This is a genomic window from Microbacterium sp. (assembly GCF_017305435.1).
GTDB lineage: Bacteria > Actinomycetota > Actinomycetes > Actinomycetales > Microbacteriaceae > Microbacterium.
The window spans coordinates 248595-273998 of sequence record NZ_JAFKIP010000004.1 but is presented as its reverse complement, the minus strand read 5'-3'; the positions used below and the strand labels follow the sequence as shown (position 1 = coordinate 273998).

At 69.4% G+C, this 25404-nt stretch carries 22 protein-coding genes, 2 tRNA genes and 1 other RNA gene; 14 read left to right on the top strand and 11 right to left on the bottom strand.

Features of this window, described 5'->3' with window-relative positions:
* Positions 1 to 43: 43 nt before the first annotated feature.
* The 3 genes from J0I43_RS07410 to J0I43_RS07400 are packed head-to-tail and all read left to right on the top strand — an operon-like array spanning position 44 to position 2732.
* Positions 44 to 1831 carry a TIGR03767 family metallophosphoesterase gene (locus J0I43_RS07410; RefSeq protein ID WP_292861329.1) on the top strand — a complete coding sequence of 596 codons (1788 nt, stop codon included), beginning with the start codon at positions 44 to 46 and terminating at the stop codon, positions 1829 to 1831.
* Positions 1828 to 2187, top strand: coding sequence for a hypothetical protein (locus tag J0I43_RS07405; protein WP_292861327.1), 360 nt, complete (start codon positions 1828 to 1830; stop codon positions 2185 to 2187). The genes J0I43_RS07410 and J0I43_RS07405 overlap by 4 nt, the downstream gene beginning before the upstream one ends.
* Complete coding sequence (locus J0I43_RS07400; RefSeq protein WP_292861324.1) at positions 2184 to 2732, top strand: hypothetical protein; 549 nt, start codon at positions 2184 to 2186, stop codon at positions 2730 to 2732. Before J0I43_RS07405 ends, J0I43_RS07400 begins: the two co-directional genes overlap by 4 nt.
* Here J0I43_RS07400 and J0I43_RS07395 read toward each other — a convergent pair.
* The 3 genes from J0I43_RS07395 to J0I43_RS07385 all read right to left on the bottom strand — a co-directional run bounded on the left by J0I43_RS07395 (position 2723) and on the right by J0I43_RS07385 (position 7358).
* Positions 2723 to 5719: a bifunctional [glutamine synthetase] adenylyltransferase/[glutamine synthetase]-adenylyl-L-tyrosine phosphorylase gene (locus tag J0I43_RS07395; protein ID WP_292861321.1), complete on the bottom strand. Its 2997-nt coding sequence runs from the start codon at positions 5717 to 5719 to the stop codon at positions 2723 to 2725. The two genes, J0I43_RS07400 and J0I43_RS07395, sit on opposite strands and share 10 nt — an antisense overlap.
* A gap of 5 nt (positions 5720 to 5724) precedes the next feature.
* Positions 5725 to 7062: a type I glutamate--ammonia ligase gene (gene glnA / locus J0I43_RS07390; protein WP_292861318.1), complete on the bottom strand. Its 1338-nt coding sequence runs from the start codon at positions 7060 to 7062 to the stop codon at positions 5725 to 5727.
* 110 nt (positions 7063 to 7172) lie between these two features.
* Entirely contained in the window at positions 7173 to 7358 is a 186-nt protein-coding gene (locus J0I43_RS07385; protein WP_292861315.1) for an SPOR domain-containing protein, read from the bottom strand.
* Between the two features lie 60 nt (positions 7359 to 7418).
* On the opposite strand from J0I43_RS07385, the gene ppgK reads away from it, so the two are divergent.
* Complete coding sequence (gene ppgK / locus J0I43_RS07380) at positions 7419 to 8189, top strand: polyphosphate--glucose phosphotransferase (RefSeq protein ID WP_292861312.1); 771 nt, start codon at positions 7419 to 7421, stop codon at positions 8187 to 8189.
* Between the two features lie 19 nt (positions 8190 to 8208).
* Here ppgK and rnpB read toward each other — a convergent pair.
* The 3 genes from rnpB to J0I43_RS07365 form a co-directional block, all read right to left on the bottom strand.
* An RNA gene (gene rnpB, locus J0I43_RS07375) (RNase P RNA component class A) lies at positions 8209 to 8580 on the bottom strand.
* Between the two features lie 48 nt (positions 8581 to 8628).
* Positions 8629 to 10353 (bottom strand): bifunctional 3'-5' exonuclease/DNA polymerase, encoded by a 1725-nt coding sequence (locus tag J0I43_RS07370; protein WP_292861308.1) that lies wholly within the window; start codon positions 10351 to 10353, stop codon positions 8629 to 8631.
* Positions 10354 to 10366: 13 nt separating this feature from the next.
* A complete protein-coding gene (locus J0I43_RS07365) occupies positions 10367 to 11098 on the bottom strand; it encodes a C4-type zinc ribbon domain-containing protein (RefSeq protein WP_292861305.1) in 732 nt (243 codons plus the stop codon).
* A gap of 110 nt (positions 11099 to 11208) precedes the next feature.
* Between J0I43_RS07365 and J0I43_RS07360 the strand changes: the two genes are divergently transcribed.
* From J0I43_RS07360 to J0I43_RS07325, 8 genes are all read left to right on the top strand, one after another.
* Positions 11209 to 12711 carry an amino acid permease gene (locus J0I43_RS07360; protein WP_292861302.1) on the top strand — a complete coding sequence of 501 codons (1503 nt, stop codon included), beginning with the start codon at positions 11209 to 11211 and terminating at the stop codon, positions 12709 to 12711.
* Positions 12712 to 12724: 13 nt separating this feature from the next.
* A tRNA-Val gene (locus J0I43_RS07355) sits at positions 12725 to 12797 on the top strand.
* A gap of 142 nt (positions 12798 to 12939) precedes the next feature.
* Positions 12940 to 15669 (top strand): pyruvate dehydrogenase (acetyl-transferring), homodimeric type, encoded by a 2730-nt coding sequence (aceE, locus tag J0I43_RS07350; protein ID WP_292861299.1) that lies wholly within the window; start codon positions 12940 to 12942, stop codon positions 15667 to 15669.
* A gap of 8 nt (positions 15670 to 15677) precedes the next feature.
* On the top strand, positions 15678 to 16886 hold the full coding sequence (locus J0I43_RS07345; RefSeq protein ID WP_292861296.1) for a CdaR family transcriptional regulator: 1209 nt from the start codon (positions 15678 to 15680) through the stop codon (positions 16884 to 16886).
* A gap of 102 nt (positions 16887 to 16988) precedes the next feature.
* Positions 16989 to 17909, top strand: a complete 921-nt coding sequence (locus tag J0I43_RS07340; RefSeq protein WP_292861293.1) for an ACP S-malonyltransferase — start codon at positions 16989 to 16991, stop codon at positions 17907 to 17909.
* Positions 17906 to 18907 (top strand): beta-ketoacyl-ACP synthase III, encoded by a 1002-nt coding sequence (locus J0I43_RS07335; RefSeq protein WP_292861290.1) that lies wholly within the window; start codon positions 17906 to 17908, stop codon positions 18905 to 18907. Before J0I43_RS07340 ends, J0I43_RS07335 begins: the two co-directional genes overlap by 4 nt.
* Before the next feature lie 85 nt (positions 18908 to 18992).
* Positions 18993 to 19241 carry an acyl carrier protein gene (locus J0I43_RS07330; protein WP_121058750.1) on the top strand — a complete coding sequence of 83 codons (249 nt, stop codon included), beginning with the start codon at positions 18993 to 18995 and terminating at the stop codon, positions 19239 to 19241.
* A 77-nt stretch (positions 19242 to 19318) separates the two neighbouring features.
* Positions 19319 to 20557: a beta-ketoacyl synthase gene (locus J0I43_RS07325; protein ID WP_292861287.1), complete on the top strand. Its 1239-nt coding sequence runs from the start codon at positions 19319 to 19321 to the stop codon at positions 20555 to 20557.
* A gap of 157 nt (positions 20558 to 20714) precedes the next feature.
* Here J0I43_RS07325 and J0I43_RS07320 read toward each other — a convergent pair whose 3' ends face one another.
* From J0I43_RS07320 to J0I43_RS07310, 3 genes are all read right to left on the bottom strand, one after another.
* Positions 20715 to 21227 (bottom strand): DUF3145 domain-containing protein, encoded by a 513-nt coding sequence (locus J0I43_RS07320; RefSeq protein WP_292861284.1) that lies wholly within the window; start codon positions 21225 to 21227, stop codon positions 20715 to 20717.
* A gap of 124 nt (positions 21228 to 21351) precedes the next feature.
* Positions 21352 to 21426: transfer RNA gene (locus tag J0I43_RS07315), tRNA-Ile, on the bottom strand.
* Between the two features lie 26 nt (positions 21427 to 21452).
* On the bottom strand, positions 21453 to 22529 hold the full coding sequence (locus J0I43_RS07310; RefSeq protein ID WP_292861281.1) for a DMT family transporter: 1077 nt from the start codon (positions 22527 to 22529) through the stop codon (positions 21453 to 21455).
* A gap of 43 nt (positions 22530 to 22572) precedes the next feature.
* On the opposite strand from J0I43_RS07310, the gene def reads away from it, so the two are divergent.
* Together def and J0I43_RS07300 are read left to right on the top strand one after the other, a co-directional pair.
* Positions 22573 to 23139, top strand: a complete 567-nt coding sequence (gene def / locus J0I43_RS07305; protein WP_292861278.1) for a peptide deformylase — start codon at positions 22573 to 22575, stop codon at positions 23137 to 23139.
* Positions 23140 to 23481: 342 nt separating this feature from the next.
* Positions 23482 to 23913, top strand: coding sequence for a hypothetical protein (locus J0I43_RS07300; RefSeq protein WP_292861275.1), 432 nt, complete (start codon positions 23482 to 23484; stop codon positions 23911 to 23913).
* Positions 23914 to 24076: 163 nt separating this feature from the next.
* On the opposite strand, the gene J0I43_RS07295 is transcribed toward J0I43_RS07300, so the two are convergent.
* Both J0I43_RS07295 and J0I43_RS07290 read right to left on the bottom strand, forming a co-directional pair.
* Positions 24077 to 24322: a hypothetical protein gene (locus tag J0I43_RS07295; RefSeq protein WP_292861272.1), complete on the bottom strand. Its 246-nt coding sequence runs from the start codon at positions 24320 to 24322 to the stop codon at positions 24077 to 24079.
* Between the two features lie 9 nt (positions 24323 to 24331).
* Complete coding sequence (locus J0I43_RS07290) at positions 24332 to 25132, bottom strand: hypothetical protein (RefSeq protein ID WP_292861269.1); 801 nt, start codon at positions 25130 to 25132, stop codon at positions 24332 to 24334.
* Positions 25133 to 25404 lie beyond the last annotated feature (272 nt).

Below are 25404 nucleotides of genomic sequence, written 5' to 3'. Positions count from 1 at the left end.
TCCGCATCCGCTAGGGTGAGCACACCCGATCCCGGAGGTCCATGTGGGCGCCCTCTCGCGTCGTCAGTTCCTCACCGTCGTCGGCGGCATCGCAGCCGCCGGCGCGCTTCCGCGCGACCTGCTGGCGGACGAGCTCTCCCGACCGGTGGCGCCCGCCGCGTTCGCTGCGGCGCCGAGCACGCTCACCCGCACGATTCTTCAAGGACGTGTCCTGCAGGGCTCGTACCGCACCCTCGTCGACGGTGCCGGCGAGCCGCATCTGCCGCGCCTCGACATCCTCGGTCATGCCCCCGACACGGCCCGGCTGACCGCTCGACGCTCACTTCTCTACCTCGGCCATCTCTCCGACATGCACGTGATCGACGCGCAGTCACCCGGACGCATCGAGCCGATGGTCGTCCAGGACCACGCCGCCTGGGGGTCGGCGTTCCACCCGCAGGATCCGCTCAGCCCGCACGTCATCGCCGCGATGACGAAGTCGATGTCCGATCTGCGCTACAGCCCCGTCACGGGCGCGCCGATGGGAGCCGCCGTCGTGACCGGGGACAGCGCTGACATGCACTCGCACCGCGAGCTGCGCTGGTACATCGACCTCCTCGACGGTCTCAGCGTGGATCCGCGCACGAGTCCGCACTTCGAGGGCGTGCAGGCGTGGGCCGAAGCCGTATGGGCCTACCGTCCGGCGGACCCCTCCGGCGGGGATTTCGGCGCGTACGGGTTCCCGACCCTGCCGACGCTGCTCGACGACGCCATCGCGCAGCCGGTGCCCTCCGTCGGACTCCCCGCTCCGTGGTACTCGGTGTACGGAAACCACGAGACCCTGCTGCTCGGCACCTTCGACCTCGACTCGCAGCTGCGGCAGCTCGCCGTCGGCGGGCGCAAGTCGTACACGCTCGAAGCGACGGCGGGGCTCGCCCTCGGCGGATATGCGGCACGCACGAGCGTCGTACAGCAGAGCCTCGACGCCCTTGGGTTGGCACTCGGCCTCCGGCCCGGGTTCCGCGCCGTCCCCGCCGATTCCGGGCGCGCGCTGTTCACCCGGCACGAGTTCATGGAGCAGCACTTCACGACGGCGCAGCAGCCGGGCCCGATCGGGCACGGCTTCACCGAGCACAATCTCCGCACGGGAGAGACGTGGTGGCAGGCGGATCTCACACCCCACGTGCGCGTCTTCGGCCTCGACACGTGCAATCAGGTCGCGGGGCCGGACGGCGCCGTGCCGCAGAACCAGTTCGTGTGGCTCGAACAGCAGCTCGTCGAGGCGACCCGCGAGAACCGTCTCGTCCTCGTGCTCAGCCATCACAACAGCGACACGCTGGAGAACCGCGCGCAACGCCCGGGGCAGGACGAGATCCTCATCGGAGCCGACGAGTTCATCGCGATGCTGCTCCGATACCCGGTCGTCGTCGGATGGCTCAACGGTCACACGCACCTCAACCAGATCCTCGCGCACACGAGACCGTCCGGCGGGGGCTTCTGGGAGATCACGACGGCCTCGTGCATCGACTTCCCGCAGCAGCAGCAGACCGTCGAGATCGTCGACAACCGCGACGGCACGCTCTCGCTCCTCACGACCGTCGTCGATCACGCCGCCGACGCGGCACCCGGCGCCGGCACGGACTACCTCTCGCTCGCCGCACGCAGTCGGGAACTGGCATCCAACGATTGGGCGGAGACGCCCCTCATGCGTCGCGGGTCGCCGCTGGACCGCAACACCGAGCTGCTGCTGCCGGCGCCCTTCGACCTCGCGACGATCACGGATGCCGCGCTGGAGGCGCAGCACCTCGTGGCGCGCTCGCGGATCCTCGCCCACGAACGGAAACTGTCGTGAGGGGCGCCGTCGCGAGGATGCGTGTCGTCGTGCTCGTCGGCGCCATGAGCCTCGCCCTTGCGGGATGCTCCCAGCTGAGCGCCCTGGCGCCGGTCGGCGGCGATGCACTCGCCGAAGTGCGCTTCGGCGCGATCGACGCCCTGCAGGCGCAGCGGATCGACATCCTCACGGCTCCCGTGTGCGCGGTCGAAGCGGACTCGACGACCGTGACATGCCACGGGACGACGCTCACGGGTGCCGACATCCTCGTCCGGTCGAGCACCGCGGACGACGCCGCGATCGAGGTCAAGGTCGGCGGCGAGACGGTGTACGACGGCGCCCTGCGCGACCTCATCGACGAGGCGGCGCGCGGATGACACAGAACCCGGTTCGCCTCCGCACGGCGCCCCTCGTCGTCACGGTGGTCGCGGTGGTCGCGGCGAACGCCGCGGTGCAGGCGCTCTTCGTCGCCCTCGCGCCGCGAAGCGCGCTGGATGCCGGCGCGATCGGGTTGGCGATCCTCTCCGGCATCGCGCTCGTCGCGACCTCCGTGACGCTCTGGTCGCTCGTTCGCGGTGGCCACTCGCCGCGCCGCACCGCGCTCATCGCCGCCAGCGCCGTCGTCGTCGCGGCGCTCGCCGTCATCGCGCCGGTGCTCCTCCCCCTGGGTATCGCGGTCGCGTGTCCCGTCATCGCGACAGGCGGCATCCGTGCGGCCGCCCGCACCGCCCGCGCCCACCCGTGGCGACTGCTAGGCCTTGTCGTGCTGACCGCGCTCGCCGTCGTCCTCGGCACGGTCCTCGCCATGCTCCTCGGGCTGCTCGTGACGGGGGCTCCCGCCGCGGCCCTCACCTGGGTGTGCGTCGGTCTGGGAGCCGCAGCCCTCACGGCCGCGTGGGCACGGCTCGCCGATCAGCCGTAGAAGAGCTTCTCGAAATCGCGCCGCGCGCGCCGCGCGGTGCGCAACCACTCCTCCTCGACGACCGTCGCCGAGCGCGGCGGGTACTCCAGAAGGCGGCCGATGCCGTCGAGCTTGCCGCGGTCGGTGGGCAGCACGTCGCTCGTCTGCCCCGAGAGCAGGGTGTTCGCGGAACGGAGTCTGCTCGCCAGACGCCAGGATGCCGCGAGCCGCTCCGCCGCGGCATCCGGCACCAGACCGGCGTCGCGCGCGGCCTCCAAGGCCTGGATCGTCGAGGTCGTCCGCAGCGCGGGGATCGCGGCGGCGTGGGCGTGCTGCAGGAGCTGCACGAGCCACTCGGCGTCACTGAGCCCACCCGGGCCGAGCTTCAAGTGCCGGGCGCGGTCGACCCCCTGCGGCAGGCGCTCGTTCTCGACGCGGGCCTTGATGCGCTTGATCTCCCGAAGGTCCTGCAGCGCGACCTGCGACGGGTAGCGCACGTCGTCGGCGAGCTCCATGAACCGGCCGATGAGCTTGACGCTGCCTGCGACCCCGCGTGCCCGCAGGAGCGCCTGCGCCTCCCACGAGAGGGACCAGCGCCGGTAGTACTCCGCATACGAGTCGAGCGAGCGCACGAGCGGGCCGTTGCGCCCCTCGGGCCGCAGGTCCGCATCGAGGTCGAAGGGGACGCGGTTGTCCTCCGAGTACTCACGGAGACCCGCGACGAGCTGACGCGCGAGCTCGTTCGCGCGTTGCGGATCCAGACCGTTCGCGTCGTAGACGTAGAGCACGTCGGCATCCGACCCGAATCCGAGCTCCGCGCCGCCGAAGCGTCCCATCGCGATCACCGAGAAGTCGAGCGCTTCGTCCGCGGCGGGGACGACCTCGCGCCGCACCGCGCGCAGCGTCGCCTGGATCGTCACTTCGCTGATCGTCGTCAGTCCCTCGGCGAGCTCCTCGATCGTGAGGGTGCCGAGGACAGCGCCGAACGCAAGCCGCAGCAGCTCGCGACGTCGCAGCGCCCGGACGGCATCCATCGCGTCACGGATCGTCTCATGGCGCGTCTGGATGGCCCGCGCCTCCTGCTGCAGGGCGAGACCCGACCGCAGCCGCAGCTGATCCTCCGAGTCGAGCCACGCGACGGACTCGGGGATCCACTCCATGAGCTCGCCGATGTAGCGGGAGCCGGAGAGCACTCGCGTCAACCGTTCGGCGGCTCCGGACGAGTCGCGCAGCATCCGGAGGAACCAGGGCGTGTCCCCCAGCCGTTCGCTCACGCGGCGGAACGCGAGAAGGCCGTAATCTGGATCCACGCCGTCGGCAAACCAGCGGATCATGATCGGCATCAGGTGGCGTTGGATCGTCGCCTTCCGGCTGAGGCCGCCCGTCAACGCACCGATGTGCCGAAGCGCCCCCGCCGGGTCGCGGAAGCCGATCGCCGCGAGCCGGTCGTGCGCCTGCGCGGTCGAGAGCTGCTGCTCCTCGGCCGGGAGCGCCGCCACCGCCGACAGGAGCGGACGATAGAACACCCGCACGTGGATCTCACGCACCTCGCGCTTGATCCCCTCCCACACGGCCCAGACACCCGGACCGTCAGCGGCGAGCCCTGACGCGCGGGCGAGCACGCGCTGTTCCTCCGGTGTGCGCGGCATGAGGTGGGTGCGGCGCAGGTCGCGCAGCTGCACACGGTGCTCCAGCACGCGGAGCATGCGGTAGTCGCGGGCGAACGCCGCGGCATCCGATCGGCCGATGTACCCCTCGGACACGAGCGCTTCCAGAGCGTCGAGCGTGCCGCGCTGACGGATGCGGTCGTCCGCCAGCCCGTGCACGAGCTGAAGCAGCTGCACCGTGAACTCGATGTCGCGGATGCCGCCCGGGCCGAGCTTCAACTGGTAGGCGACGTCCTCGGCGGGGATGAACTCGGTGACGCGCTCGCGCATCCGCTGCACGCTGTCGACGAAGTTCTCGCGGGCGGCGCTCGTCCACACCTTCGGCTGGACGGCGTCGACGTATGCCTCACCGAGCATACGGTCGCCCGCAAGGAGACGCGCCTTGAGGAGCGCCTGGAACTCCCAGCTCTTCGCCCAGCGGTCGTAGTACGAGAGGTGAGACTCGAGACTGCGCACGAGCGCGCCCTGCTTGCCTTCGGGGCGGAGGTTCGCGTCGACCTCCCACAGAGGCGGCTCGATCTCCATGCCGGAGATGCCCCGCATCGTCTGGACGGCGAGTCGCGTCGCGATATCGATCACGCGACTCTCCCCCACCTCGTCGACGAGTTCGTCGGTGCCTCCCCCCACGAAGATCACATCGACGTCGCTCACGTAGTTGAGCTCCCGCGCACCCGTCTTCCCCATGCCGATGATCGCGAGCCGCGTCGCCGCGACCTGGTCGCGCGGGAAGAGCCCCGGCCCGCCCCCGCCGGCCACCCGCGTGCGCGCAACGCAGAGCGAGGCTTCGAGAGCGGCGCCGGCGGCATCCGCGAGCGCGGCGGCGACCTCGGGGAGCACCGCGACGGGATCGGGCGAGGAGAGATCGTACGCCGCGATGCGCGCGAGCAGGCGACGGTAGCGGACACGCAGCGCGACCCACGCCTTCTCATCGCCCGCCTCGGCGAAGCCGTCGGCATCCGCTCCGACCGAGCCGCGCATTTCGGCGACGAGTTCATCCGCCCCCGGGAGCCGTCCGCCCGGTTCGGCGATGTGGACGAGTTCCGCGGGATGCCGCAGATAGAAGTCACCGAAGCCCGTCGAGGCACCGAGGAGCCGCCACACGACCCATCCCACGCGCGACAGCGCCGCCGCGACCGCGCCGCTGTCGCGGCGTGCGATGCGGGCGAGCGCGCCCAGCGCGGCATCCGGATCGGCCGCTCCGTCGGCGCCGCGCAGGATGTCGGTGCGTTCCATGCCGAGGACGTCGGCGAGCTCCGTGAGCAGCTCGAGAGCGTCGCCGATCTCACCGAAGCCGTCGCGTGCCAGCACGGTCCGGACGGACGTGCGCTCGCCTGCCGACATGGCTGTTAGAGCATCTCCAGATTGCTCTTCAGCTCGAACGGCGTCACCTGGGCGCGGTACTCATGCCACTCCCGGCGCTTGTTCAGCAGCACGTAGTTGAAGACCTGCTCGCCGAGGGTCTCGGCGACGAGCTCCGACTCCTGCATGTACTCCAGGGCGTGGTCGAGGCTCGCGGGGAGCTGCGCGTAGCCCAGCGCGCGGCGCTCGGCATCCGTCAACGACCAGACGTTGTCTTCCGCCTCGGGCGGCAGCTCGTAGCCCTCTTCGATGCCCTTGAGGCCCGCCGCGAGCATGAGCGCGTAGGCGAGATAGGGGTTCGCCGCCGAGTCGAGGGCGCGGTACTCGATGCGCGTGGAACCACCCTTGTTCGGCTTGTACATGGGTACGCGTACGAGCGCGGACCGGTTGTTGTGACCCCAGCAGATGAAGCTCGGCGCCTCGTCGCCCCCCCAGAGCCTCTTGTACGAGTTCACGAACTGGTTCGTCACGGCCGCGATCTCGTTCGCATGCGTGAGCAGCCCCGCGATGAACTGACGCCCGGTCTTGGAGAGCTGGTACTGCGCGCCTTCTTCGTAGAACGCGTTGCGGTCGCCTTCGAACAGCGACATGTGCGTGTGCATCCCGCTGCCGGGCTGTCCGGACAGCGGCTTCGGCATGAACGTGGCATACACGCCCTGCTCGATCGCGACTTCCTTGACGACCGTGCGGAAAGTCATGATGTTGTCGGCGGTCGCAAGTGCATCCGCGTAGCGCAGATCGATCTCGTTCTGCCCCGGCCCGCCCTCATGGTGGCTGTACTCCACCGAGATGCCGAGATCCTCGAGCATGCGGACGCTCCGACGTCGGAAGTCGTGGGCGGTACCGCCCGGGACGTTGTCGAAGTAGCCCGCCGAGTCGACCGGCTCCGGGCCGTTCGGGCCGAATGACGAGGACTTCAGCAGGTAGAACTCGATCTCGGGGTGCGTGTAGAACGTGAAGCCGGCATCCGCCGCCTTCGCGAGGGCGCGCTTGAGGACATGACGCGGGTCGGCGACAGCGGGTTGCCCGTCGGGCGTCGTGATGTCGCAGAACATGCGCGCGGTCGGGTCGATCTCTCCCCGCCAGGGCAGCGTCTGGAACGTCGTCGGATCCGGGTGGGCGAGGAGGTCCGACTCGTACGAGCGGGTCAGGCCCTCAATGGCGGAGCCGTCGAATCCGAGCCCCTCCGTGAACGCTCCCTCGACCTCGGCCGGCGCGATCGCGACCGACTTCAGGGTGCCGATCACGTCCGTGAACCAGAGGCGGACGAACTTGACGCCCCGCTCCTCGATCGTGCGCAGTACGAAGTCCCGCTGCTTGTCCATCGCGTCCTCTCGCTGCGGTGTCGCAGATCGTCGCGGCCCGCCGTGCGAGCCGCTCGCAGGCCAGACTATCGGCCCGCGGCCTCACCGGCTCTCATCGCCGAGCGCTCGGCTCAGGCGTCTTCCTCGGCGTCTTCCTCAGCCCATGCGCGCGAGCGCTCGGCGAGCAGCTGCGGGGCGTTCGCCGCCTCCTCCTCGGTGTCGAACGGGCCGGCGCGATCGATCGCGGGCGACTCGAAGCCCCGCTCGACCCTGCCGGTCGTGAGGTTGTACCAGAACTTGTCTTCGCCTGCCGACATCGCGGGCCCCTTTCCCTGAGTGTCCTCCGATCCTAACGAGCGCGCGGATAGGGTTGACGTATGACGACGAAGGCGACCCGTGCGGTCGGAGTGGACATCGGCGGCACCGGCATCAAGGGAGCGCTCGTCGACCTTGCACACGGCGAGCTCTTGAGCGACCGCGTCAAGGTCGCGACGCCGGCGGGCGCAGAGCCCGGCGACGTGCTGGACGCCGTCCGGCAGGTCCTCGGAACCCTCGGCGTCTCGGACGCCGACATCCCGCTCGGTGTCGCCTTCCCCGCGATCGTCAAGAACGGGCGCACGCTGTCCGCCGCGAACGTTGCGGACACGTGGATCGGGTTCGAAGCGGAGAAGTTCTTCGAGGACGGCCTCGGCCGCGACATCCACTTCGCCAACGACGCCGACGTCGCGGGTGTCGCCGAGGCGCGCTACGGCGCCGCACGGGATGCCGCGGGCCTCACGATCCTCACGACGCTCGGCACCGGGATCGGCACCGCCGTGCTCTACAACGGGCACCTGATCCCCAACGCCGAACTGGGTCACCTGCAGCGCGCGAACCGGAAGAAGGACTTCGAAGCCTGGGCGGCGTACTCCGCGGTCGAGCGCGAGCAGTTGACCTGGTCGAAGTGGGCGCGCCGCCTGCAGAGCTACTACTCGTACCTCGAATTCCTCCTGAGCCCCGACCTGTTCATCGTCGGTGGCGGGGTCTCCAAGCATGCGGACGAGTTCCTTCCGCTCCTCCACCTCAAGACGCCCATCGTGCCGGCCGTCCACCGCAACAACGCGGGGATCATCGGCGCGGCAGCGCTCGCGCTCGACGACGAGCGCTGAGCCCCGCGGCTCGAGAGGGCGAATGGGCCGGCCTGTACGCCGGGTTCTGTCCGGGAGCACGCGCGAGGCGTGCTCCGTGGACGGTCATCTCTCTCGGCGACACGTTGCCGTGCCGCTCCAGCGGTCTACCCGAGGACTCGGCGGGCCGCGTCAACATCCTCTGTCTGACCTTGCTCCGGGCGAGGTTTACCGTGCGGGTCGTGTCACCACGACCCCGGTGGTCTCTTACACCACCCTTTCACCCTTACCGCGGCCGAAGCCGCGGCGGTCTGCTCTCTGTGGCACTGTCTCGCGGATCGCTCCGGGTGGGTGTTACCCACCGCCCTGCCATGTGGAGCCCGGACGTTCCTCGGTGCGGGTCACCCCGCCACGCGACCGTCCAGCCGACCCATTCGCACCGTCGATCCTAGTCGCGCGGCGCCTGGTCCGCCGCGACGCGTCAGTCCTTCGTGGCATCCGGAGCGATCCGCAGATCCAGCGGGAAGTCGAGAGGGAACGCGCCGAAGAGAATCTGCGTCGCGCGCGCCGCCGACCGCCGCACGGCCTCGGCGACGAGGTCGGCCTGGCCGAGCGGGGCGTGCACGATGATCTCGTCGTGGAGGAAGAAGCACAGGTGCGCACGCCGGGAGAAGACGGGGCCGGATGCCGTCGCCTCTCCCCCGCTCGCGGCATCGACAGCCGGCAGCTGCGCGAGTTCCGTGCGGAGGCTCCCCAGCCAGGCGAGGGCCCATTCGGCGGCGGTGCCCTGTACGACGAAGTTGCGCGTGAAGCGCCCACGATCGCCGGCTGAGCGACGGGCGCGCGCCCGGTCGGCCTCGGTCGCGTCCGGGGCACCGGCGCGGCCTTGGGCGTCGCGCCAGCCGTCCGAGACGCCCGGGCTCGTACGGCCGAGCCACGTCGTGACGACGCCACCTTCGGCGCCCAGCCGTGCCGCCTCGTCGACGAGACCCATCGCCCGCGGGTAGGCGCGTCGCAGGGCCGGGACGAGCCGCCCGCTGTCGCCGGTCGTGGCCCCGTACATCGCCCCCAGCATCGCGATCTTCGCCTCCTGCCGGCTGTCCACGATGCCGCGTTCGACCAGTCCGTCATAGAGGTCGCGCCCACGCGCGGCCTCGGCCAAGGCGCGGTCTCCCGACATCGCGGCGAGCACGCGCGGCTCGAGCTGAGCCACATCGGCGACGATGAGCGTCCAGCCCGGGTCCGCGCGCACGGCCGGGCGGAGCTGCCGCGGCAGCTGCAGCGCGCCGCCGCCCGATGACGCCCACCGGCCCGTCACGACGCCGCCCGGCACGTAGACGGGTCGGAACCGCCCCCCGCGCGCCCATTCGTCCAGCCAGGTCCACCCGTTCGCGTTCGCGAGGCGCGTGAGCTTCTTGTACTGCAGCAGCGGACCGATCGCGGGGTGATCGAATCGCGCCAGCTCCCATCGGCTGGTCGACTCCGCGAGCACGCCGACGCGGTGCAGGCTGCGCAGGAGCTTCGGCTGCGAATCCAGGCTCGCGGCGGGATCTCCGAGCGCCGCCCGCACGACGGCTCCGAGCTCGCGCACGCGTGGTGCGAGCTCGCCGGCAGCGGGCCGTCCACCGAGGGTCTCCTCGAGGATGCCCTCGTGCACCTCGCGGCTCCAGGGCACCCCGGCGGCGTGCAGCTCCGCCGCGATGAGCGCGCCTGCGGACTCCGCCGCGAGCAGGAGCTCGAGCCGTGCGGGGTCGGTCGACCCCGCGAGTGCCGCACGCTGCCTCCGGAACTCGTCGACGGCGGCATCCACGCCGTTCGGCACGCCGACCGCTCCGGCCTCCCCGTCGTCGAGATCGAACAGCGCCGGGGCCCCGTCCGAGGGTTCGGCCGTCGCGGCATCCCACACCACCGCCCCGCGAAGATCGGACGCCTCGGGCGTCCACGCGCTGTCACGGAGGATCGCGTGGCAGAGCCGCAGGTCGTGGCCGCGTGCCGCGGTGACCCCGTGCGCGAGCAGCTGCGGGTACCACCGGGCCGTGTCGCTCCAGACCCAGCGGGTCGTCGCCGGGGCGGCGGATGCCGCGATCGCCAGGTCTACCACGTCGCCCCGCGTGCGACCCGTCTCGCGCAGGTCCTCGTCGAGATCGACGACGACGATGCCGGAACCGTCCGCCCCGACGACGCGCCATCGCGGCGGTGCGGTCATCGCCGCCGTCGGATCACAGCCCGGACTCGGGGGTGCGTACGAGGATGGCGCCGCACTCGGGACACATCGCGACCTCGTCGTCGTCGGCCTGTCGCAGTGTCTGCAGATCGGTGCCGGAGAGGACCATGTGGCAGGCTCCGCACGTCCGCTGCCGCAGCTCGCCGGCACCGACGCCGCGGGCCGCGAGCCGGTCGTAGAGTCCGAGCAGGTCGGCGGGCACTCGGGCGGCGAGCGCCGCACGATCACGCGTCGCCGAGTCCCACGACTCCGTCGCGGCGGCGACCGCGGCCTTGCCCTCCGCGCTCAGGCGCGCACCCTCCGCGTTGATCTCAGCGATCACGGCCTCCTGCTGCGCGACGGCGGCATCCGCGGTCTCGAGCTTCTCCATGATGACGAGCTCGGCGTCCTCGAGGTCGCCCTTGCGCTTCGCGAGGGAGACGAGCTCGTGCTCCAGCCCCTGGGCCTCTTTCGCGTTGCTCGTCGCCGCGAGTCGCTCGGTGTCGCGAGCCGTGCGCGCATCGACGAGTGCGACATCCGACTCGAGCCGGGCGAGTTCGGTGCGCGCGTCGTCGCGGTCGCCGAGAAGACCCGTCAGCACCGCCGACTGCGCCTGGCGCTCGCTCAGCAGCTCGCTCACGCGCGCGCTCTGGGCCGGGTTGCGGCGCGCTGCGTCGGCGGCGCGGATCACGCCGTCCAGGCGGGCGAGGTCGATCAGGAGCTGCTGGTCGAGAAGGCGTGCTTTCACGTCTCCAACCTATCCTGCGCCATCGACGAAAGCCCCTCCCGGTCGCAACCGGCGAGCACTAACATGTGGTCCCTGGCGCCCCGATGGCCCCGTCCCGAGGAGGAGCGGACATGAGCGTGATGCGTACGAAATCGGTCGAACGGTCGATCGCCGACACGGAGGAACCGGAGTTCCAGCTCCGCAAATCGCTGGCCGCGCTGGATCTCACGATCTTCGGTGTCGGCGTCGTCATCGGCGCGGGCATCTTCACCTTGACGGGCCGCGCCGCGCATGAGGTCGCCGGCCCCGCGATCGTCGTGAGCTTCGTCGTCGCCGCGATCGCCTGCGCCCTGGCAGCCATGTGCTACGCGGAGTTCGCCTCCACGGTGCCCGTGTCCGGGTCGGCCTACACGTTCTCCTACGCCTCGCTCGGCGAACTGTTCGCGTGGATCATCGGCTGGGACCTGATCCTGGAGATGTTCCTCGGCGCGTCGGTCGTCGCGCAGGGGTGGAGTGCGTACCTCGGCGTCCTGCTGCAGCAGCTCGGAGCGCCCCTCCCCGCCGCCATCGGGTACGGCGGAACCGTCGACCTGATGGCGATCCTCCTCGTCCTCGTCCTCGGCGTGCTGATGACCCTCGGCATCCGGGAATCGATGCGCGTCAATCTCGTGCTCGTCGCCGTCAAGCTCTTCATCGTCCTGTTCGTCATCGTCGCGGGCATCATGTTCATCAACCCCGCCAACTACTCGCCGTTCGTTCCGGATGCCGCACCGCGCGAGGTCGCGACGGGCCTCACCCAGCCCCTCCTGCAGTTCCTCTCCGGGGCAGAGCCGATGGCGTTCGGCGTCGGCGGGATCTTCGCCGGCGCGGCTCTCGTCTTCTTCGCGTACATCGGCTTCGACGTCGTCGCGACCACGGCGGAGGAGACGAAGAACCCGCAACGCGACATGCCGATCGGCATCATCGCGTCCCTCGCGATCTGCACCCTGCTGTACTGCGCGGTCGCATTCGTCGTGACGGGCATGGTCTCCTACGACCAGCTCGACCCGGCGGCGGCGCTCGCGAACGCGTTCGCCTACCACGGTCAGGCGTGGATGGCGACGATCATCTCCGCCGGGGCGGTGGCGGGTCTCACGACGGTCGTGCTGACGCTCCTGATCGGCGCGACCCGCATCATCTTCGCGATGTCGCGCGATCATCTCCTCCCCGCGGGGCTGGCCAAGGTGCACCCCACGCGGCGCACGCCGTGGCTCATCTCGATCATCGTGACGGTCATCGTCGCCCTCGTCGCAGGTCTCACCCCCGTCGGCGTGCTCGAGGAGATGGTCAACATCGGTACGCTCTCCGCGTTCGTGCTGGTCTCGATCGGCGTCGTCGTGCTGCGCCGCACGCGCCCCGACCTGAAACGCGGGTTCCGCGTGCCGTGGAGCCCCGTCCTGCCCATCCTCTCCGCGCTCGTCTGCATGTACCTCATGCTCAACCTCACGGTCGAGACATGGCTGCGCTTCCTCGTCTGGCTCGTCATCGGCTTCGTCATCTACTTCGCCTACTCGCACCGCAACTCGCGGCTGGGGAAGGATGCCGACACCTACTTCAACCCTGCGGAGCCGAAAGTCGTCGGCCGCGACTCGTAGACTGGTCCGGCCAGGGCCTTTAGCTCAGCTGGTAGAGCGCCACGTTTACACCGTGGATGTCGTCGGTTCGATCCCGGCAGGGCCCACCGTCTCCTCCGTCGGCGACGTGCGCCGACCGTGCATCGATGTGACTAGGCTGATGCACGGTGCGTTGTCGACGCTGCACAAAGCCGCGCGCATCCGAAGCCCCATCCCTGGCACGATCTGCCAGATGACGAAAGGTCTCCCGTGACTGTCAACGATCAGGATCCGTACTCGCAGGGCCCGCAGGACAGCGACCCCGAAGAGACCAGCGAATGGGCGGAGTCGCTCGAGCAGCTCGTCGAGGCGAAGGGCGCCGGGCGCGGTCGCGAGATCATGCTGAGCCTCCTCAACAAGTCCCACGAACTGCAGCTGAACGTGCCGCAGGTGCCGGTCACGGACTACATCAACACGATCGCTCCGGAGAACGAGCCGGAGTTCCCCGGCGACGAGGAGCTCGAGCGCCGCTACCGCCGCTGGATCCGCTGGAACGCGGCCGTCACGGTCCACCGCGCGCAGCGTCCTGGCATCGGTGTCGGCGGCCACATCTCGACCTACGCTTCGTCCGCATCGCTGTACGAAGTCGGCTTCAACCACTTCTTCCGCGGGCTCGACGACCCGGGCGGCGGCGACCAGATCTTCATCCAGGGGCACGCCTCCCCCGGCATCTATGCCCGCTCCTTCCTCGAGGGCCGCCTGTCGGAGGACCAGCTCGACGGGTTCCGCCAGGAGAAGTCCAAGGCTCCCCTCGGCATCCCCTCCTACCCGCACCCGCGGCTCATGCCGGACTACTGGCAGTTCCCCACGGTCTCGATGGGACTCGGTCCGATCAACGCCATCTACCAGGCGATGACCAACAAGTACCTCACGAACCGCGGCGTCAAGGACCTGTCGGACTCGCACGTGTGGGCCTTCCTCGGCGACGGCGAGATGGACGAGGTCGAATCGCGCGGCCAGCTCCAGGTCGCGGCCAACGAGGGCCTCGACAACCTGACCTTCGTCGTCAATGCGAACCTCCAGCGCCTCGACGGGCCGGTGCGCGGCAACGGCAAGATCATCCAGGAGCTCGAGGCGTTCTTCCGCGGTGCGGGGTGGAACGTCATCAAGGTCGTATGGGGCCGCGGCTGGGACGAGCTGCTGCAGGTCGACACCGACGGCGCCCTCGTGCGACTCATGAACACGACGCCCGACGGCGACTTCCAGACCTATCGTGCCGAGGACGGCAAGTTCATCCGCGACCACTTCTTCGGTCGCGACGAGCGCACCGCCGCGATGGTGAAGAACTGGTCCGACGAGGACATCTGGGGCAAGCTCCGCCGCGGCGGCCTCGACTACCAGAAGCTCTACGCCGCCTACAAGGCTGCGACGGAGCACAAGGGCCAGCCGACCGTCATCCTCGCGAAGACGATCAAGGGCTACGGCCTCGGGCACCACTTCGAGGGCCGCAACGCGACCCACCAGATGAAGAAGATGACCCTCGAGGACCTCAAGCACTTCCGCGACTCGATGCGCATCCCGATCACGGACGCGCAGCTCGAGGAGAACCCGTACCTGCCGCCGTACTTCAACCCGGGCCTGGAGGACGAGACCATCCAGTACATGGTCGAGAAGCGCCGTGCGCTCGGCGGGTTCCTGCCGGAGCGCCGTACGCATCACGTGCCGATCACCCTCCCCGACGACAGCGCCTACGCGCTGCCGAAGAAGGGCTCGGGCACGCAGGAGATCGCCACGACGATGGCGTTCGTGCGCCTCCTCAAGGACCTTCTGCGCTCGAAGGACTTCGGCAACCGGATCGTCCCGATCATCCCCGACGAGGCGCGCACCTTCGGCCTCGACGCGTTCTTCCCCACCGCGAAGATCTACAACCCGAACGGCCAGAACTACACGTCGGTCGACCGCGAGCTGCTCCTGGCGTACAAGGAGAGCCCGCAGGGTCAGATCATGCACGTCGGCATCAACGAGGCCGGCGCGCTGGCCGCGTTCACCGGCACCGGGACCGCGTACTCCACGCACGGCGAACCGCTCATTCCGGTCTACATCTTCTACTCGATGTTCGGCTTCCAGCGCACCGGCGACGCCCAGTGGGCGGCGGGCGACCAGATGGCGCGCGGCTTCATCATGGGCGCGACCGCAGGGCGCACGACGCTGACCGGCGAGGGTCTGCAGCACGCCGACGGGCACTCGCACCTGCTGGCATCCACCAACCCGGCGACGGTGTCGTACGACCCGGCCTACGGCTACGAGATCGCGCACATCGTGCGCTCGGGCCTCGACCGCATGTACGGCGGCAACCACCCCGACCCGAACGTCATGTACTACATCACGCTCTACAACGAGCCGATCGTGCAGCCGGCCGAACCCGAGGGCGTCGACGTCGAGGGCATCGTCCGCGGCATCCACCGCATCTCCGAGGGCACGGGAGACGGCCACCGCGTCCAGCTGCTGGGCTCGGGCGTCGGCGTGCCGTGGGTGCTCGAAGCGCAGCAGCTGCTGCGCGACGACTGGGGCGTCGCGGCCGACGTCTGGTCGGTCACGAGCTGGACGGAGCTGCGCCGCGACGGACTCGCCGTCGACGAGCACAACTTCCTGCATCCGACCGACGAGCCGCGCACGGCGTACCTGACGCAGAAGCTGCAGGGCACGCCCGGCCCCGTCATCGCGGTGAGCGACTACATGCGCGCCGTGCAGGACCAGATCCGCGAGTGGGTGCCGAACCGCTTCGTGAGCCTGGGCGCCGACGGCTTCGGGTTCTCGGACACGCGTGCGGCCGCACGTCGCTTCTTCAAGATCGACGGCCCGTCCATCGTCGTCCGCGCACTGCAGGCGCTGGCCGACGAAGGGCTCGTCGACCGTTCCCTCTCCGCACAGGCGATCGAGAAGTACCGCCTGCATGACGTGACGGCCGGGACGACGGGCAACGCCGGCGGCGAGAGCTGACCGACTCGATGCCCGCTCGCCCGACCGCCCAGGAGAAGGCGGAGACCCTCGCCTGGCTGCGGCGGATCTCCGGCGATCTGGCGACGGCGACGATCAAGCGTCTCGAGGACTCCCTCCCGTGGTACGCCGACATGCCTCCGGCACGGCGCTCCGCGGTGGGCCTCGTCGCGCAGGCGGGCATCGCGTCGTTCATCCAGTGGTACGACGACCCCGGTTCGACGCCGTGGATCGCGGCCGACATCTTCGCCGCGGCGCCGCGTGAGCTGCTGCGCAGCGTCAGCCTGACGCAGACGCTGCAGCTGATCCGCGTCACGGTCGCCGTGACGGAGGAGCGCGTCGCCGGACGCGCCGAGGACCTGCGGGAGAGCATCCTGCTGTTCTCACGCGAGGTGGCGTTCGCCTCGGCCGATGTGTACGCGCGCGCCGCCGAGGCGCGAGGGCTGTGGGATGCCCGGCTCGAAGCCCTCGTCGTCGACTCGATCCTCACCGGCGAAGCCGACGAAGAGCTGCCGAGCCGTATCGCCGCCCTGGGCTGGCACGGTCACGGCGAGGTCGCCGTCCTCGTGGGGACGACGCCCGCGCAGGTGGACGTCGACCAGCTGCGCCGCATCGCGCGGAAGCTCGGCGTCGATGTCCTCATCGGCGTGCAGGGGTCTCGACTCGTCCTCGTCATCGGACGTGCCGTGACCCCCGGCGGCGAGGACCCGAACGGCGAGCTCGCCTTCACCGAGATCGCGAAGCGGCTCGAACCCGGCTTCGGCGCCGGCCATCTCGTGCTCGGGCCCACCGTCCCCGCCCTCCTCGACGCCGGTCAGAGCGCGCGCGCGGCGCTCGCGGGCTTCGCCGTCGCGGGAGCATGGCGCGGCGCGCCGCGACCCGTCGAGGCCGATGATCTGCTCCCCGAGCGCGCGCTCGCGGGCGACACCGCCGCGAAGGCGACGCTCGTCGAGCGCATCTACCGGCCGCTCCAGGCGCACTCATCCGACCTCGTGACGACGCTCTGGAGCTACCTCGACAACGGTCGGTCGCTCGAGGCGACCGCACGTGAGCTGTTCGTGCACCCCAACACCGTGCGTTATCGGCTCAAGCGCGTCTCGGACGTCATCGGCTGGGATGCCACGGGACCCCGCGAGGCCCTCATCCTCCAGACCGCCCTCATCATCGGCTCGATCGGCACCGACGTCACCCGGCGCCGTGCCGTCCGTCGACCCGGATGATCCCCGGGACGTCGGAGTGCTTGTGGGGCGCGCACAAGGCATCCGGCGTTTCTTGTGACAAGACCCCCAGCACGCGCGCCCAGATCTTGGCAGGATAGAGCAGTGATCATCACCGTCTTCCCCGGTCAGGGCTCGCAGACGCCCGGTTTCCTCACGCCGTGGCTCGAGCTCGACGGCGCGCGTGAGCGCGTGGAGCAGTTCTCCTCCGACGCGGGTGTCGATCTCGTCGCGGCAGGCACGGAGTGGGATGCCGACCGCATCCGCGACACGCAGGTGGCTCAGCCCCTCATCGTCGCCGCGAGTCTGCTGTCGTACGCCGCGCTGACGTATGCCGCGAACGCGACCCCCGACGGAGTCGCCGGCCACTCCGTCGGCGAGATCGCCGCGCTCGTCGCCGCGGGAGTCCTCACTCCCGCGGACGGCATGCGTCTCGTCGGCATCCGCGGGCGCGCGATGGCGGAGGCCGCGGCCTCGGAGCAGACCGGCATGAGCGCGGTCATCGGCGGAGACCGCGACGCGGTACTCGCGCGCCTCGCGGAACTCGACCTCACGCCGGCGAACCACAACGGCGGCGGCCAGATCGTCGCCGCGGGCGCTCTCGCCCCGCTCGCCGCTCTCGCCGAATCCCCCGTCCCCGGCACACGCGTCATCCCGCTGCAGGTCGCCGGAGCCTTCCACACCCGCTACATGGCGCCGGCGGTCGAGGCGCTGCGCGTCGCAGCGGCGGACGTCCCGGCATCCGACCCGCGGCTGACGCTCTGGACGAACAACGACGGCACGACCGTCGACACGGGGAGCGCCGCGGTGGAGCTCCTCGTGAACCAGGTCGCCTCCCCCGTGCGGTGGGACCTGTGCATGGAGTCGTTCGCCGAGCGCGGCGTGACGGGGATCATCGAGCTCTCCCCCGCCGGGACGCTCGTCGGCCTCGCCAAGCGCGCGTTGCGCGGCATCCCGACCGTCGCGGTGAAGACGCCCGACGACCTTGCGGCCGCGGCCGCTCTGCTGACAGGAGAAGGCGCGTGAGCATCACCCTCACCCAGCCCACGGGACCGGCGCACACCCGTATCTACGCGTACGGCGCCGCGCGCGGCGAGAACGCCGTGCCCAACGACGACCTCGTCGGCCCGATCGACTCGAGCGACGAGTGGATCCGGCAGCGCACGGGCATCGTCACCCGCGCGCGCGCGAACGCCGAGACGACCGCGATCGAGCTGTCGACGGATGCCGCGGCGGAGGCGATCGCCCGCTCCGGCGTCGACCCGTCGCAGATCGATGCCGTCATCGTCGCGACGATCTCGAACCCCAAGCAGACCCCGTCGGTCTCCGCGATCGTCGCCGACAGGGTCGGCGCGAACCCGGCTGCCGCCTACGACGTCAACGCCGCCTGCGCCGGGTTCGCGTACGCCGTCGCGCAGGCCGACGCCTTGATCCGTGGCGGTGTCGCGCACTACGCGGTCGTCATCGGCGCCGAGAAGCTCAGCGACGTCGTCGACCCGACCGACCGATCGATCTCCTTCCTGCTCGGCGACGGCGCGGGTGCCGTCGTCATCGGCCCGAGCGACTATCCCGGCATCGGACCCACCGTCTGGGGCTCGGACGGATCCAAGTCGGATGCCGTCGGCATGAACCACACCCTCGTCGAGTTCCGCGACGGCGTCGCGCCGTGGCCGACGCTCCGCCAGGAGGGCCCGACGGTGTTCCGCTGGGCGGTGTGGGAGATGGTGAAGGTCGCGCGTCAGGCTCTCGAAGCCGCCGGCGTCGAGGCATCCGACCTCGCCGCGTTCGTCCCGCACCAGGCCAACATGCGCATCATCGACGAGTTCGCGAAGCAGCTCAAGCTGCCCGACACGGTCGTCATCGGGCGCGACATCGAGACGACCGGCAACACGTCGGCGGCATCCATCCCGCTCGCGACGCATCGCCTCCTCGAGGAGCACCCGGAGCTGAGCGGCGGCCTCGCCCTCCAGATCGGCTTCGGGGCGGGGCTCGTGTTCGGCGCACAGGTCGTCGTCCTCCCCTGACGCGTCGAGCCTCGCACCTAGACTGATCCCGACCCGGACGGGCCCGCCCCGGCCGAGACACCACCGAGAAAACAAGGAGAATCCCATGGCATTCAGCAACGACGAGGTCCTCGCCGGGCTCGCCGAGCTCATCACCGACGAGACGGGCATCTCGGCCGACGAGGTCGCGCTCGAGAAGTCGTTCACCGACGACCTGGACATCGACTCCATCTCGATGATGACGATCGTCGTCAACGCCGAGGAGAAGTTCGGCGTCACCATCCCCGATGAAGAGGTCAAGAACCTGAAGACCGTCGGCGACGCCGTCACCTTCATCACCTCGAACCAGGCCTGACCCGGTCTCGCCGACCCGCACACCCCGGTGGGGGCATCGCCCCCACCGGAGCACCCCCGCTTCAGCGTGAGGACACCATGAGCAATTCCCGAATCGTCGTCACCGGTATCGGCGCGTCGAGCCCCATCGGCGGCACGGCGCCCGACAGCTGGTCGGCGCTGCTGGACGGCGCGTCCGGCGCCCGCACCCTCGAGTACGACTGGGTCGAGCAGTACAACCTGCCGGTCACGTTCGCCGCACAGGCCGCCGTGCGACCCGACACCGTGCTCGAGCGCCCCGTCGCGAAGCGCCTCGACCCCTCATCCCAGTTCGCCCTCGTGGCGGCGATGGAGGCCTGGGCCGACGCCGGAAGCCCCGAAGTGGAGCCCGAGCGGCTCGGCGTCGACTTCGCAACCGGGATCGGCGGGCTCTGGACGCTGCTGGACGCCTGGGACACCCTGCGCGAGAAGGGCCCCCGCCGCGTCCTGCCGATGACCGTGCCGATGCTCATGCCCAACGCGGCGGCCGGCAACCTGTCGCTGCACTTCAACGCGCGCGCCTACGCCCGCACAGTCGCGAGCGCGTGCGCGTCGAGCACAGAATCGATCGTGAACGCGATCGAGCACCTGCGCGACGGCCTCGCCGACGTCGTCATCGCGGGCGGCACGGAATCGGTCATCCACCCCGTCACGATCGCCTCGTTCTCGTCGATGCAGGCGCTCTCGAAGCGCAACGACTCCCCCGAGACGGCCTCGCGACCCGCCAGCATCGACCGCGACGGATTCGTCATGGGCGAGGGCGCCGGTGTGCTGATCCTCGAGACCGAGGAGCACGCCAAGGCACGCGGCGCGAAGATCTACGGCGTCGTCGCGGGCGGCGGCGTCACCGCCGACTCGTATCACATCACGGCAAACGACCCGGAGGGTGCGGGGGCATCGCGCGCCGTCCGGCTCGCTCTCGAGATGGCCGGGGCGTCGCCCGACGACGTCACCCACATCAACGCGCACGCGACCTCGACCCCCGTGGGCGACCCCAACGAGTACGTGGCGCTCAAGAACGTCTTCGGCGATCGGATCGACGAGATCCCGGTGTCCGCGACGAAGGCATCCACGGGTCACCTCCTCGGCGGCACGGGCGCCCTGGAGGCGATCTTCACGGTCCTGGCCCTGCGCGACCGCGTCGCGCCGCCGACGATCAACCTCACCGAGCAGGACCCGGCGGTGCCGTTCCGCCTGTCCGGCGCGCCGACCCCGCTCGGCGCCGGCGACCAGCTCGCGATCAGCAACTCGTTCGGCTTCGGCGGGCACAACGCCGTCGTGGCCTTCGCGTCGGCCTGATCCCACACCGACGTACGGAAGCGGCCCCCGCGATCATCTGATCTCGGGGGCCGCTTCCGTGTCAGGAGGGGATGCGCGCTCTCGGTCTCCGGGAAGCCGTCCGAAGCCGGTACGGGCGCCTCGACCCGCCTGAGGTCTGTGCACGGGCGCCGGCCGGTCACCCCACCTTGTGCAGCCACACGACGGGGGCGTCGTCGCTCGCGTGCCGGAAGGGCTCGAGCTCCTCGTCCCACGCGGCGCCGAGGGCGACGTGCAGCTCCCGCTGCAGCTCGAAGACGTCGCCGGCGGCGATCTCCATCGCGTAGCGGACGCGATCCTCGCCGATGACGACGTTGCCCGCCGTATCGGTCTGGGCGAAGTGGATGCCGAGGTCAGGGGTGTGCATCCAGCGCCCGCCGTCGCTGCGGGGGGTCGGGTCTTCGCTCACCTCGAACCGCAGGTGCTCCCACCCGCGGATCGCCGTTGCAAGAGCGGCGCCGGTTCCGACCGGGCCCTCCCAGTAGAACTCCGCACGGCGGCTGCCCGCGAGGACGGGCTGGTCGGCCCAGTCGAAGTTCACGGCACGCCCGAGGGCGCGCCCAACCGCCCACTCGAGGTGGGGGCACAGCGCTCGCGGCGCGGAGTGGATCATGATCACTCCGCGCGCCAGTGTGGTCGCCACAGACGCCATCGGTTTCTCCGTTCCTTCAGGTACGTCTTCCCCTACGACCTGATGGTGAAACTCCGGCGAGATGTGCGGTTATGCGCCCATTATGACCGATGGGTGCGCGGAATGACAAGCCTGTCATTCGCGGTAGGGCGGGTGGGACTTGAACCCACGAATCGTCGGGTTATGAGCCCGCTGCCTTAACCAGCTTGGCCACCGCCCCGCGCCGGAGGATCCGGCAGACCGATTCTAACGACGTCGCGGGTCGTCGCGGTCACGCACCGGGGGCTCCGGCCAGACCTTGGCCACGGCATCCGTCAGTTTCTCCGCGTTGGTGCGAGGCTCGCTCGGCGCCCCGCTACCGCGCGTGATGGGCACCTCGCCGCTGTGCTGACTGACGACTTCGGGGTGGAACCGCGCCAGCAGGAACACGCCCGCGACGGCCAGTGCACCGGCGATCGCGAAGCCGACGTAGGCGCCGAAGGGTGCGCCGTCCGCCTCGTGCAGCACGGCGAGCCCGATGACGATCGCGACGATGGGATCGACGACCGTGAGGCCCGCGATCACGAGGTCGGGGGGCCCGGAGGCGTAGGCGGTCTGCACGAAGTAGGCGCCCGACGCGGTGCCGGCGAGGAGCGCGACGACGCAGATGATCGTGAGCCAGTCGAAGTTCTCGTTCTGCACACGGTTGATGACGACCTTCGCGAGGGTGGCCACGAAGCCGTAGATCATGCCTGCCGCGACGATGTAGAAGAGCGCCGAGGCACGCTGGCGGTACCACACCCACGCGCCGCCGACGAGGACGATGACCACCGCGAGGATGATGAGCACGGTGATGAGCTGGCCGTCGCTGACGGGCGTCTCGGTCGCGTAGATCGCGGCGATCGTGACGAAGGTGAAGATGCCGGCGATGCACAGCGTGATCGCCGTGATGGACTGGCGCGTCGGCTTATGGCCGCTGATGCGAGCGTTCAGGAGCGTCGTGATGACGAGCGACACCGCGCCGAGCGGCTGCACGAGGATGAGCGGCGCGAAGGACAGGGCCGCGAGCTGGCAGACGATCGCGAGCCCCAGCATGACCGTGCCGGACACCCAAGACGGTCGACGCAGGAGGTTCCAGATCTGTCCGCCGGTGAGCCCCGCCCCGCCGTCGGTGCCGGTGAGCCGCTCGACCTTCTGCACGCCGCGGTGCTGGTACTGCGCACCGAACGACATGAACACCGCACCGAGCAGGGCGAGCGGGATGCCGATGAGGATGCGAGGGTCCTTGAAGACGCCGACCAGCTGGTCGGTCACGTCCCCGAGGTCGGCCGACAAGACATCCATGCCTTCGACACTAACCGTCGAGCGCGCTCGATAGGCTCAAGGCGTGGCCGTTCTTCCGATTCGCATCATGGGCGATCCCGTCCTGCACGCCCCCGCCTCCCCCGTCGCCGAGATCACCGACGAGGTCCGTCAGCTGGTCGCCGACATGTTCGAGACGATGGATGCCGCGCCGGGCGTCGGCCTCGCAGCCCCCCAGGTGGGCGTCGGGCTGCGCATCTACACCTACACCTATCCGGACGACGACGGCGCCCCGTGGCGCGGGGTGATCATCAATCCGGAGCTCTGGATGACCCCGCCCGAGCCGGGTGCCCCCGACCCGGACGACGAGTCCGAGGGATGCCTCTCGTTCCCCGGCGAACGCTTCCCGCTGCGCCGCTCGGACCGCGTCGTGGTGACGGGCACCGACCTGGAGGGCGCCGCCGTGCGCATCGAGGTCGACGGCTGGCGCGCCCGGATCATGCAGCACGAGTTCGACCACCTCGACGGCATCCTCTACATCGACCGTCTCGATGACGGCGACTGGAAGACCGTGCAGAAGATCGCCCGGAAGCGCGGCTGGGGGCGCCCCGGCGCCTCGTGGATGCCGGGCGTCGACGACATCGACGCCTGACGACGGGAACGAAAACGGCCTCAGAGTGGAGTCTGGGGCCGTTCGCTCCCCGGCTTGGACTCGAACCAAGAACCTGCCGGTTAACAGGCAGTAGACCTGGCATCCCGAGGACAACCGGCGTGATCCGAAGAACCCGCCTATGCCCCATCGTACACCGGAAATACGGGCACTCTCCCTGGTCACGTTCGGTTGAGGTCGGAGCACCCCGGAGTGCGGCGGCGCGAAACAAGCGCGCTGATTCCGCGCTGATTCGGTGCCAGTGCTTACGCTCGTTGGATGGACACAGTTTGGGAGCGGGAGAAGTAAGAACGCATAGTCGGGCGCAACGACTTTCCTGCTCTGTTGTACGAACTCGCGGGCGACATCCTCGCGGAAGGCATTGATGAGCTCGCGATCGCAATCGAAAATGCTTGGACCATGGCGGACATGCCTCTGTTGTCACTGGATCGGCGACATTGGATCGAGCTGTTCCAGCGCGTTGGGTTCCTTTCGGACTCGCTGCGCAGTGAAGCCTTGAAGCCTCGAATGCCCCTCATCCTATATCGCGCGGCAACCGCTCACGATCGAAGGACGCCCGGTCTTGCGTGGTCACCCAACATCGAACAGGCGCGCATCTTCCAGGAGTACTACCGTCGATACACTCCGCACCCGCTGTTCCTCTTCGAAGCCACAGTGGAGCCGCATCAAGTCCTCGCGTACTTCCACCAGACGAGGGGTGAAGACGAGTACATCGTGAACATCGGGAATCGAAGTATCCGACAGCTCCCGGGATAGTGCTGGGCGCTCAGTCGACACGAGGCCACCGGGTGGGTAAGTCCCCTCCGGTGGCCTTCTCGTTGGTCCCGGGCCAAGATGGCCACAGCGGCGACGGGTTAGCTCAGTTCTGCTCGTACCAGCTCGCTGGCGTGGCCGAGCATGGCCACAAGATCATTCCCGGTTAGCTCTGGCGGTCACGACGGTTGGCGATGTATCGCGCAGACAGCTGGAGCAGCGGGCGTATCGCTCCCCGAGCAGCGCTTTCCAAGTCATAGTCGCTGTGCAGGTCGCCGCCACCCCTGCCACGCATGAAGCCGACCGTCCACCCGTCTGCGTCCGGCTCGAACGTGATACCGAAGCCTTCCTGCTCGCCGAGCGCGATCAACTCCCCGACGGCGCGGAGGGTCTCATCATCGAAGTTCGCCATCGAAACCTCCTACTCATCGCCACGCAAGAGCCGCTGCGCGGTGCGAACTACCAGTACGGTCGCCTGCGCAGCGCCGAAGGCGTCCACGTCGTCTATGTCGCCGTGGGTGACCTTCTGCGCGAGATCCCACACCGCTCGCATAGTGCCTCGAAGTTCTGCCTTGTCTCGACCCTCTGCGTACTTCGCGAGAAACAGATCGAACCATGCCTTGGCGTCGCCGCGCTTGGGCGGCTCTTGTCCCCCTGGCACGAGCGCCGGGTCGGCGATCAACTTGCCGAAGTCGATGAGAATCTCGCGGCTGCGTCGCCCTACATCCTGCCAGCCGTCGCGGTCTCGAGCAGTGGAGTACTCCTCGACGAGGCTCGAAATACGACCGTTCAGATTCTCCCAGGTGGGCGTGTCGTCGTCTGCGGCGGGGTCATGGATACCGCCCCTAGCCTCGATTTGGTCTAGTTGTTGGAGCGCCGCCTGCGTCAGCTCGCGTACATGACTGCGGCGCTCGTGATAGCGAGGGAGATTTGTTGAGTAAAAGCCGTGCCAATCCCAAAGTCCATTCCAGGGGAACGGCGCGCGTAACCCAAGGCGGCGAAAGTTCGCGTTGAGAGTGCGCGTATCCCGTTGCCACCTGGAATCGACGTTCTCGATGCGCTCGCCGCCTGTTCCGACACTCACGACTATGTTGGCCTGCGCCTGCAGTAGGGCTCTCAGGTCGTCGAGATCCAGGGCGGGAGGGGTCTCGTTGCGGTTTGGGTCAAACAGGCCGTCTATCGCTTCAGTCACGACACCATCATGGCCGAGCGGCTCGAACATAACCGGCTATCCATTGCTGTATATCGGCGACGAGATGCGCCATAGCGACGCGATTGAATTCAGGCGGCCCGCACAAGGGAATCTGCTTGAAGCGCCGCCCCGAAACAGCACTGCGCTACTCGCGGACCGCGTCCTCCGGACGGAGCGCGCGCTTGCAGCTCTCGCAGCACCACGCGCCCAGTCGCGGCTCCATCGGATGAAGACGCTGCGAACAGTTCGGAGTGTCCAGGTCCGAGTCATCAGTCATCAGTCATCAGTCATCAGTCATCAGT

What these genes read in the sequence shown, in the direction of transcription:
- J0I43_RS07400 (WP_292861324.1), top strand. Translation starts at nt 2,184, where the DNA reads ATGACACAGAACCCGGTTCGCCTCCGCACGGCGCCCCTCGTCGTCACG.
- J0I43_RS07395 (WP_292861321.1), bottom strand. Translation starts at nt 5,719, where the DNA reads ATGTCGGCAGGCGAGCGCACGTCCGTCCGGACCGTGCTGGCACGCGAC.
- glnA (WP_292861318.1), bottom strand. Translation starts at nt 7,062, where the DNA reads ATGGACAAGCAGCGGGACTTCGTACTGCGCACGATCGAGGAGCGGGGC.
- J0I43_RS07385 (WP_292861315.1), bottom strand. Translation starts at nt 7,358, where the DNA reads ATGTCGGCAGGCGAAGACAAGTTCTGGTACAACCTCACGACCGGCAGG.
- ppgK (WP_292861312.1), top strand. Translation starts at nt 7,419, where the DNA reads ATGACGACGAAGGCGACCCGTGCGGTCGGAGTGGACATCGGCGGCACC.
- J0I43_RS07370 (WP_292861308.1), bottom strand. Translation starts at nt 10,353, where the DNA reads ATGACCGCACCGCCGCGATGGCGCGTCGTCGGGGCGGACGGTTCCGGC.
- J0I43_RS07360 (WP_292861302.1), top strand. Translation starts at nt 11,209, where the DNA reads ATGAGCGTGATGCGTACGAAATCGGTCGAACGGTCGATCGCCGACACG.
- J0I43_RS07345 (WP_292861296.1), top strand. Translation starts at nt 15,678, where the DNA reads ATGCCCGCTCGCCCGACCGCCCAGGAGAAGGCGGAGACCCTCGCCTGG.
- J0I43_RS07330 (WP_121058750.1), top strand. Translation starts at nt 18,993, where the DNA reads ATGGCATTCAGCAACGACGAGGTCCTCGCCGGGCTCGCCGAGCTCATC.
- J0I43_RS07325 (WP_292861287.1), top strand. Translation starts at nt 19,319, where the DNA reads ATGAGCAATTCCCGAATCGTCGTCACCGGTATCGGCGCGTCGAGCCCC.
- J0I43_RS07320 (WP_292861284.1), bottom strand. Translation starts at nt 21,227, where the DNA reads ATGGCGTCTGTGGCGACCACACTGGCGCGCGGAGTGATCATGATCCAC.
- J0I43_RS07310 (WP_292861281.1), bottom strand. Translation starts at nt 22,529, where the DNA reads ATGGATGTCTTGTCGGCCGACCTCGGGGACGTGACCGACCAGCTGGTC.
- J0I43_RS07295 (WP_292861272.1), bottom strand. Translation starts at nt 24,322, where the DNA reads ATGGCGAACTTCGATGATGAGACCCTCCGCGCCGTCGGGGAGTTGATC.
- J0I43_RS07290 (WP_292861269.1), bottom strand. Translation starts at nt 25,132, where the DNA reads ATGTTCGAGCCGCTCGGCCATGATGGTGTCGTGACTGAAGCGATAGAC.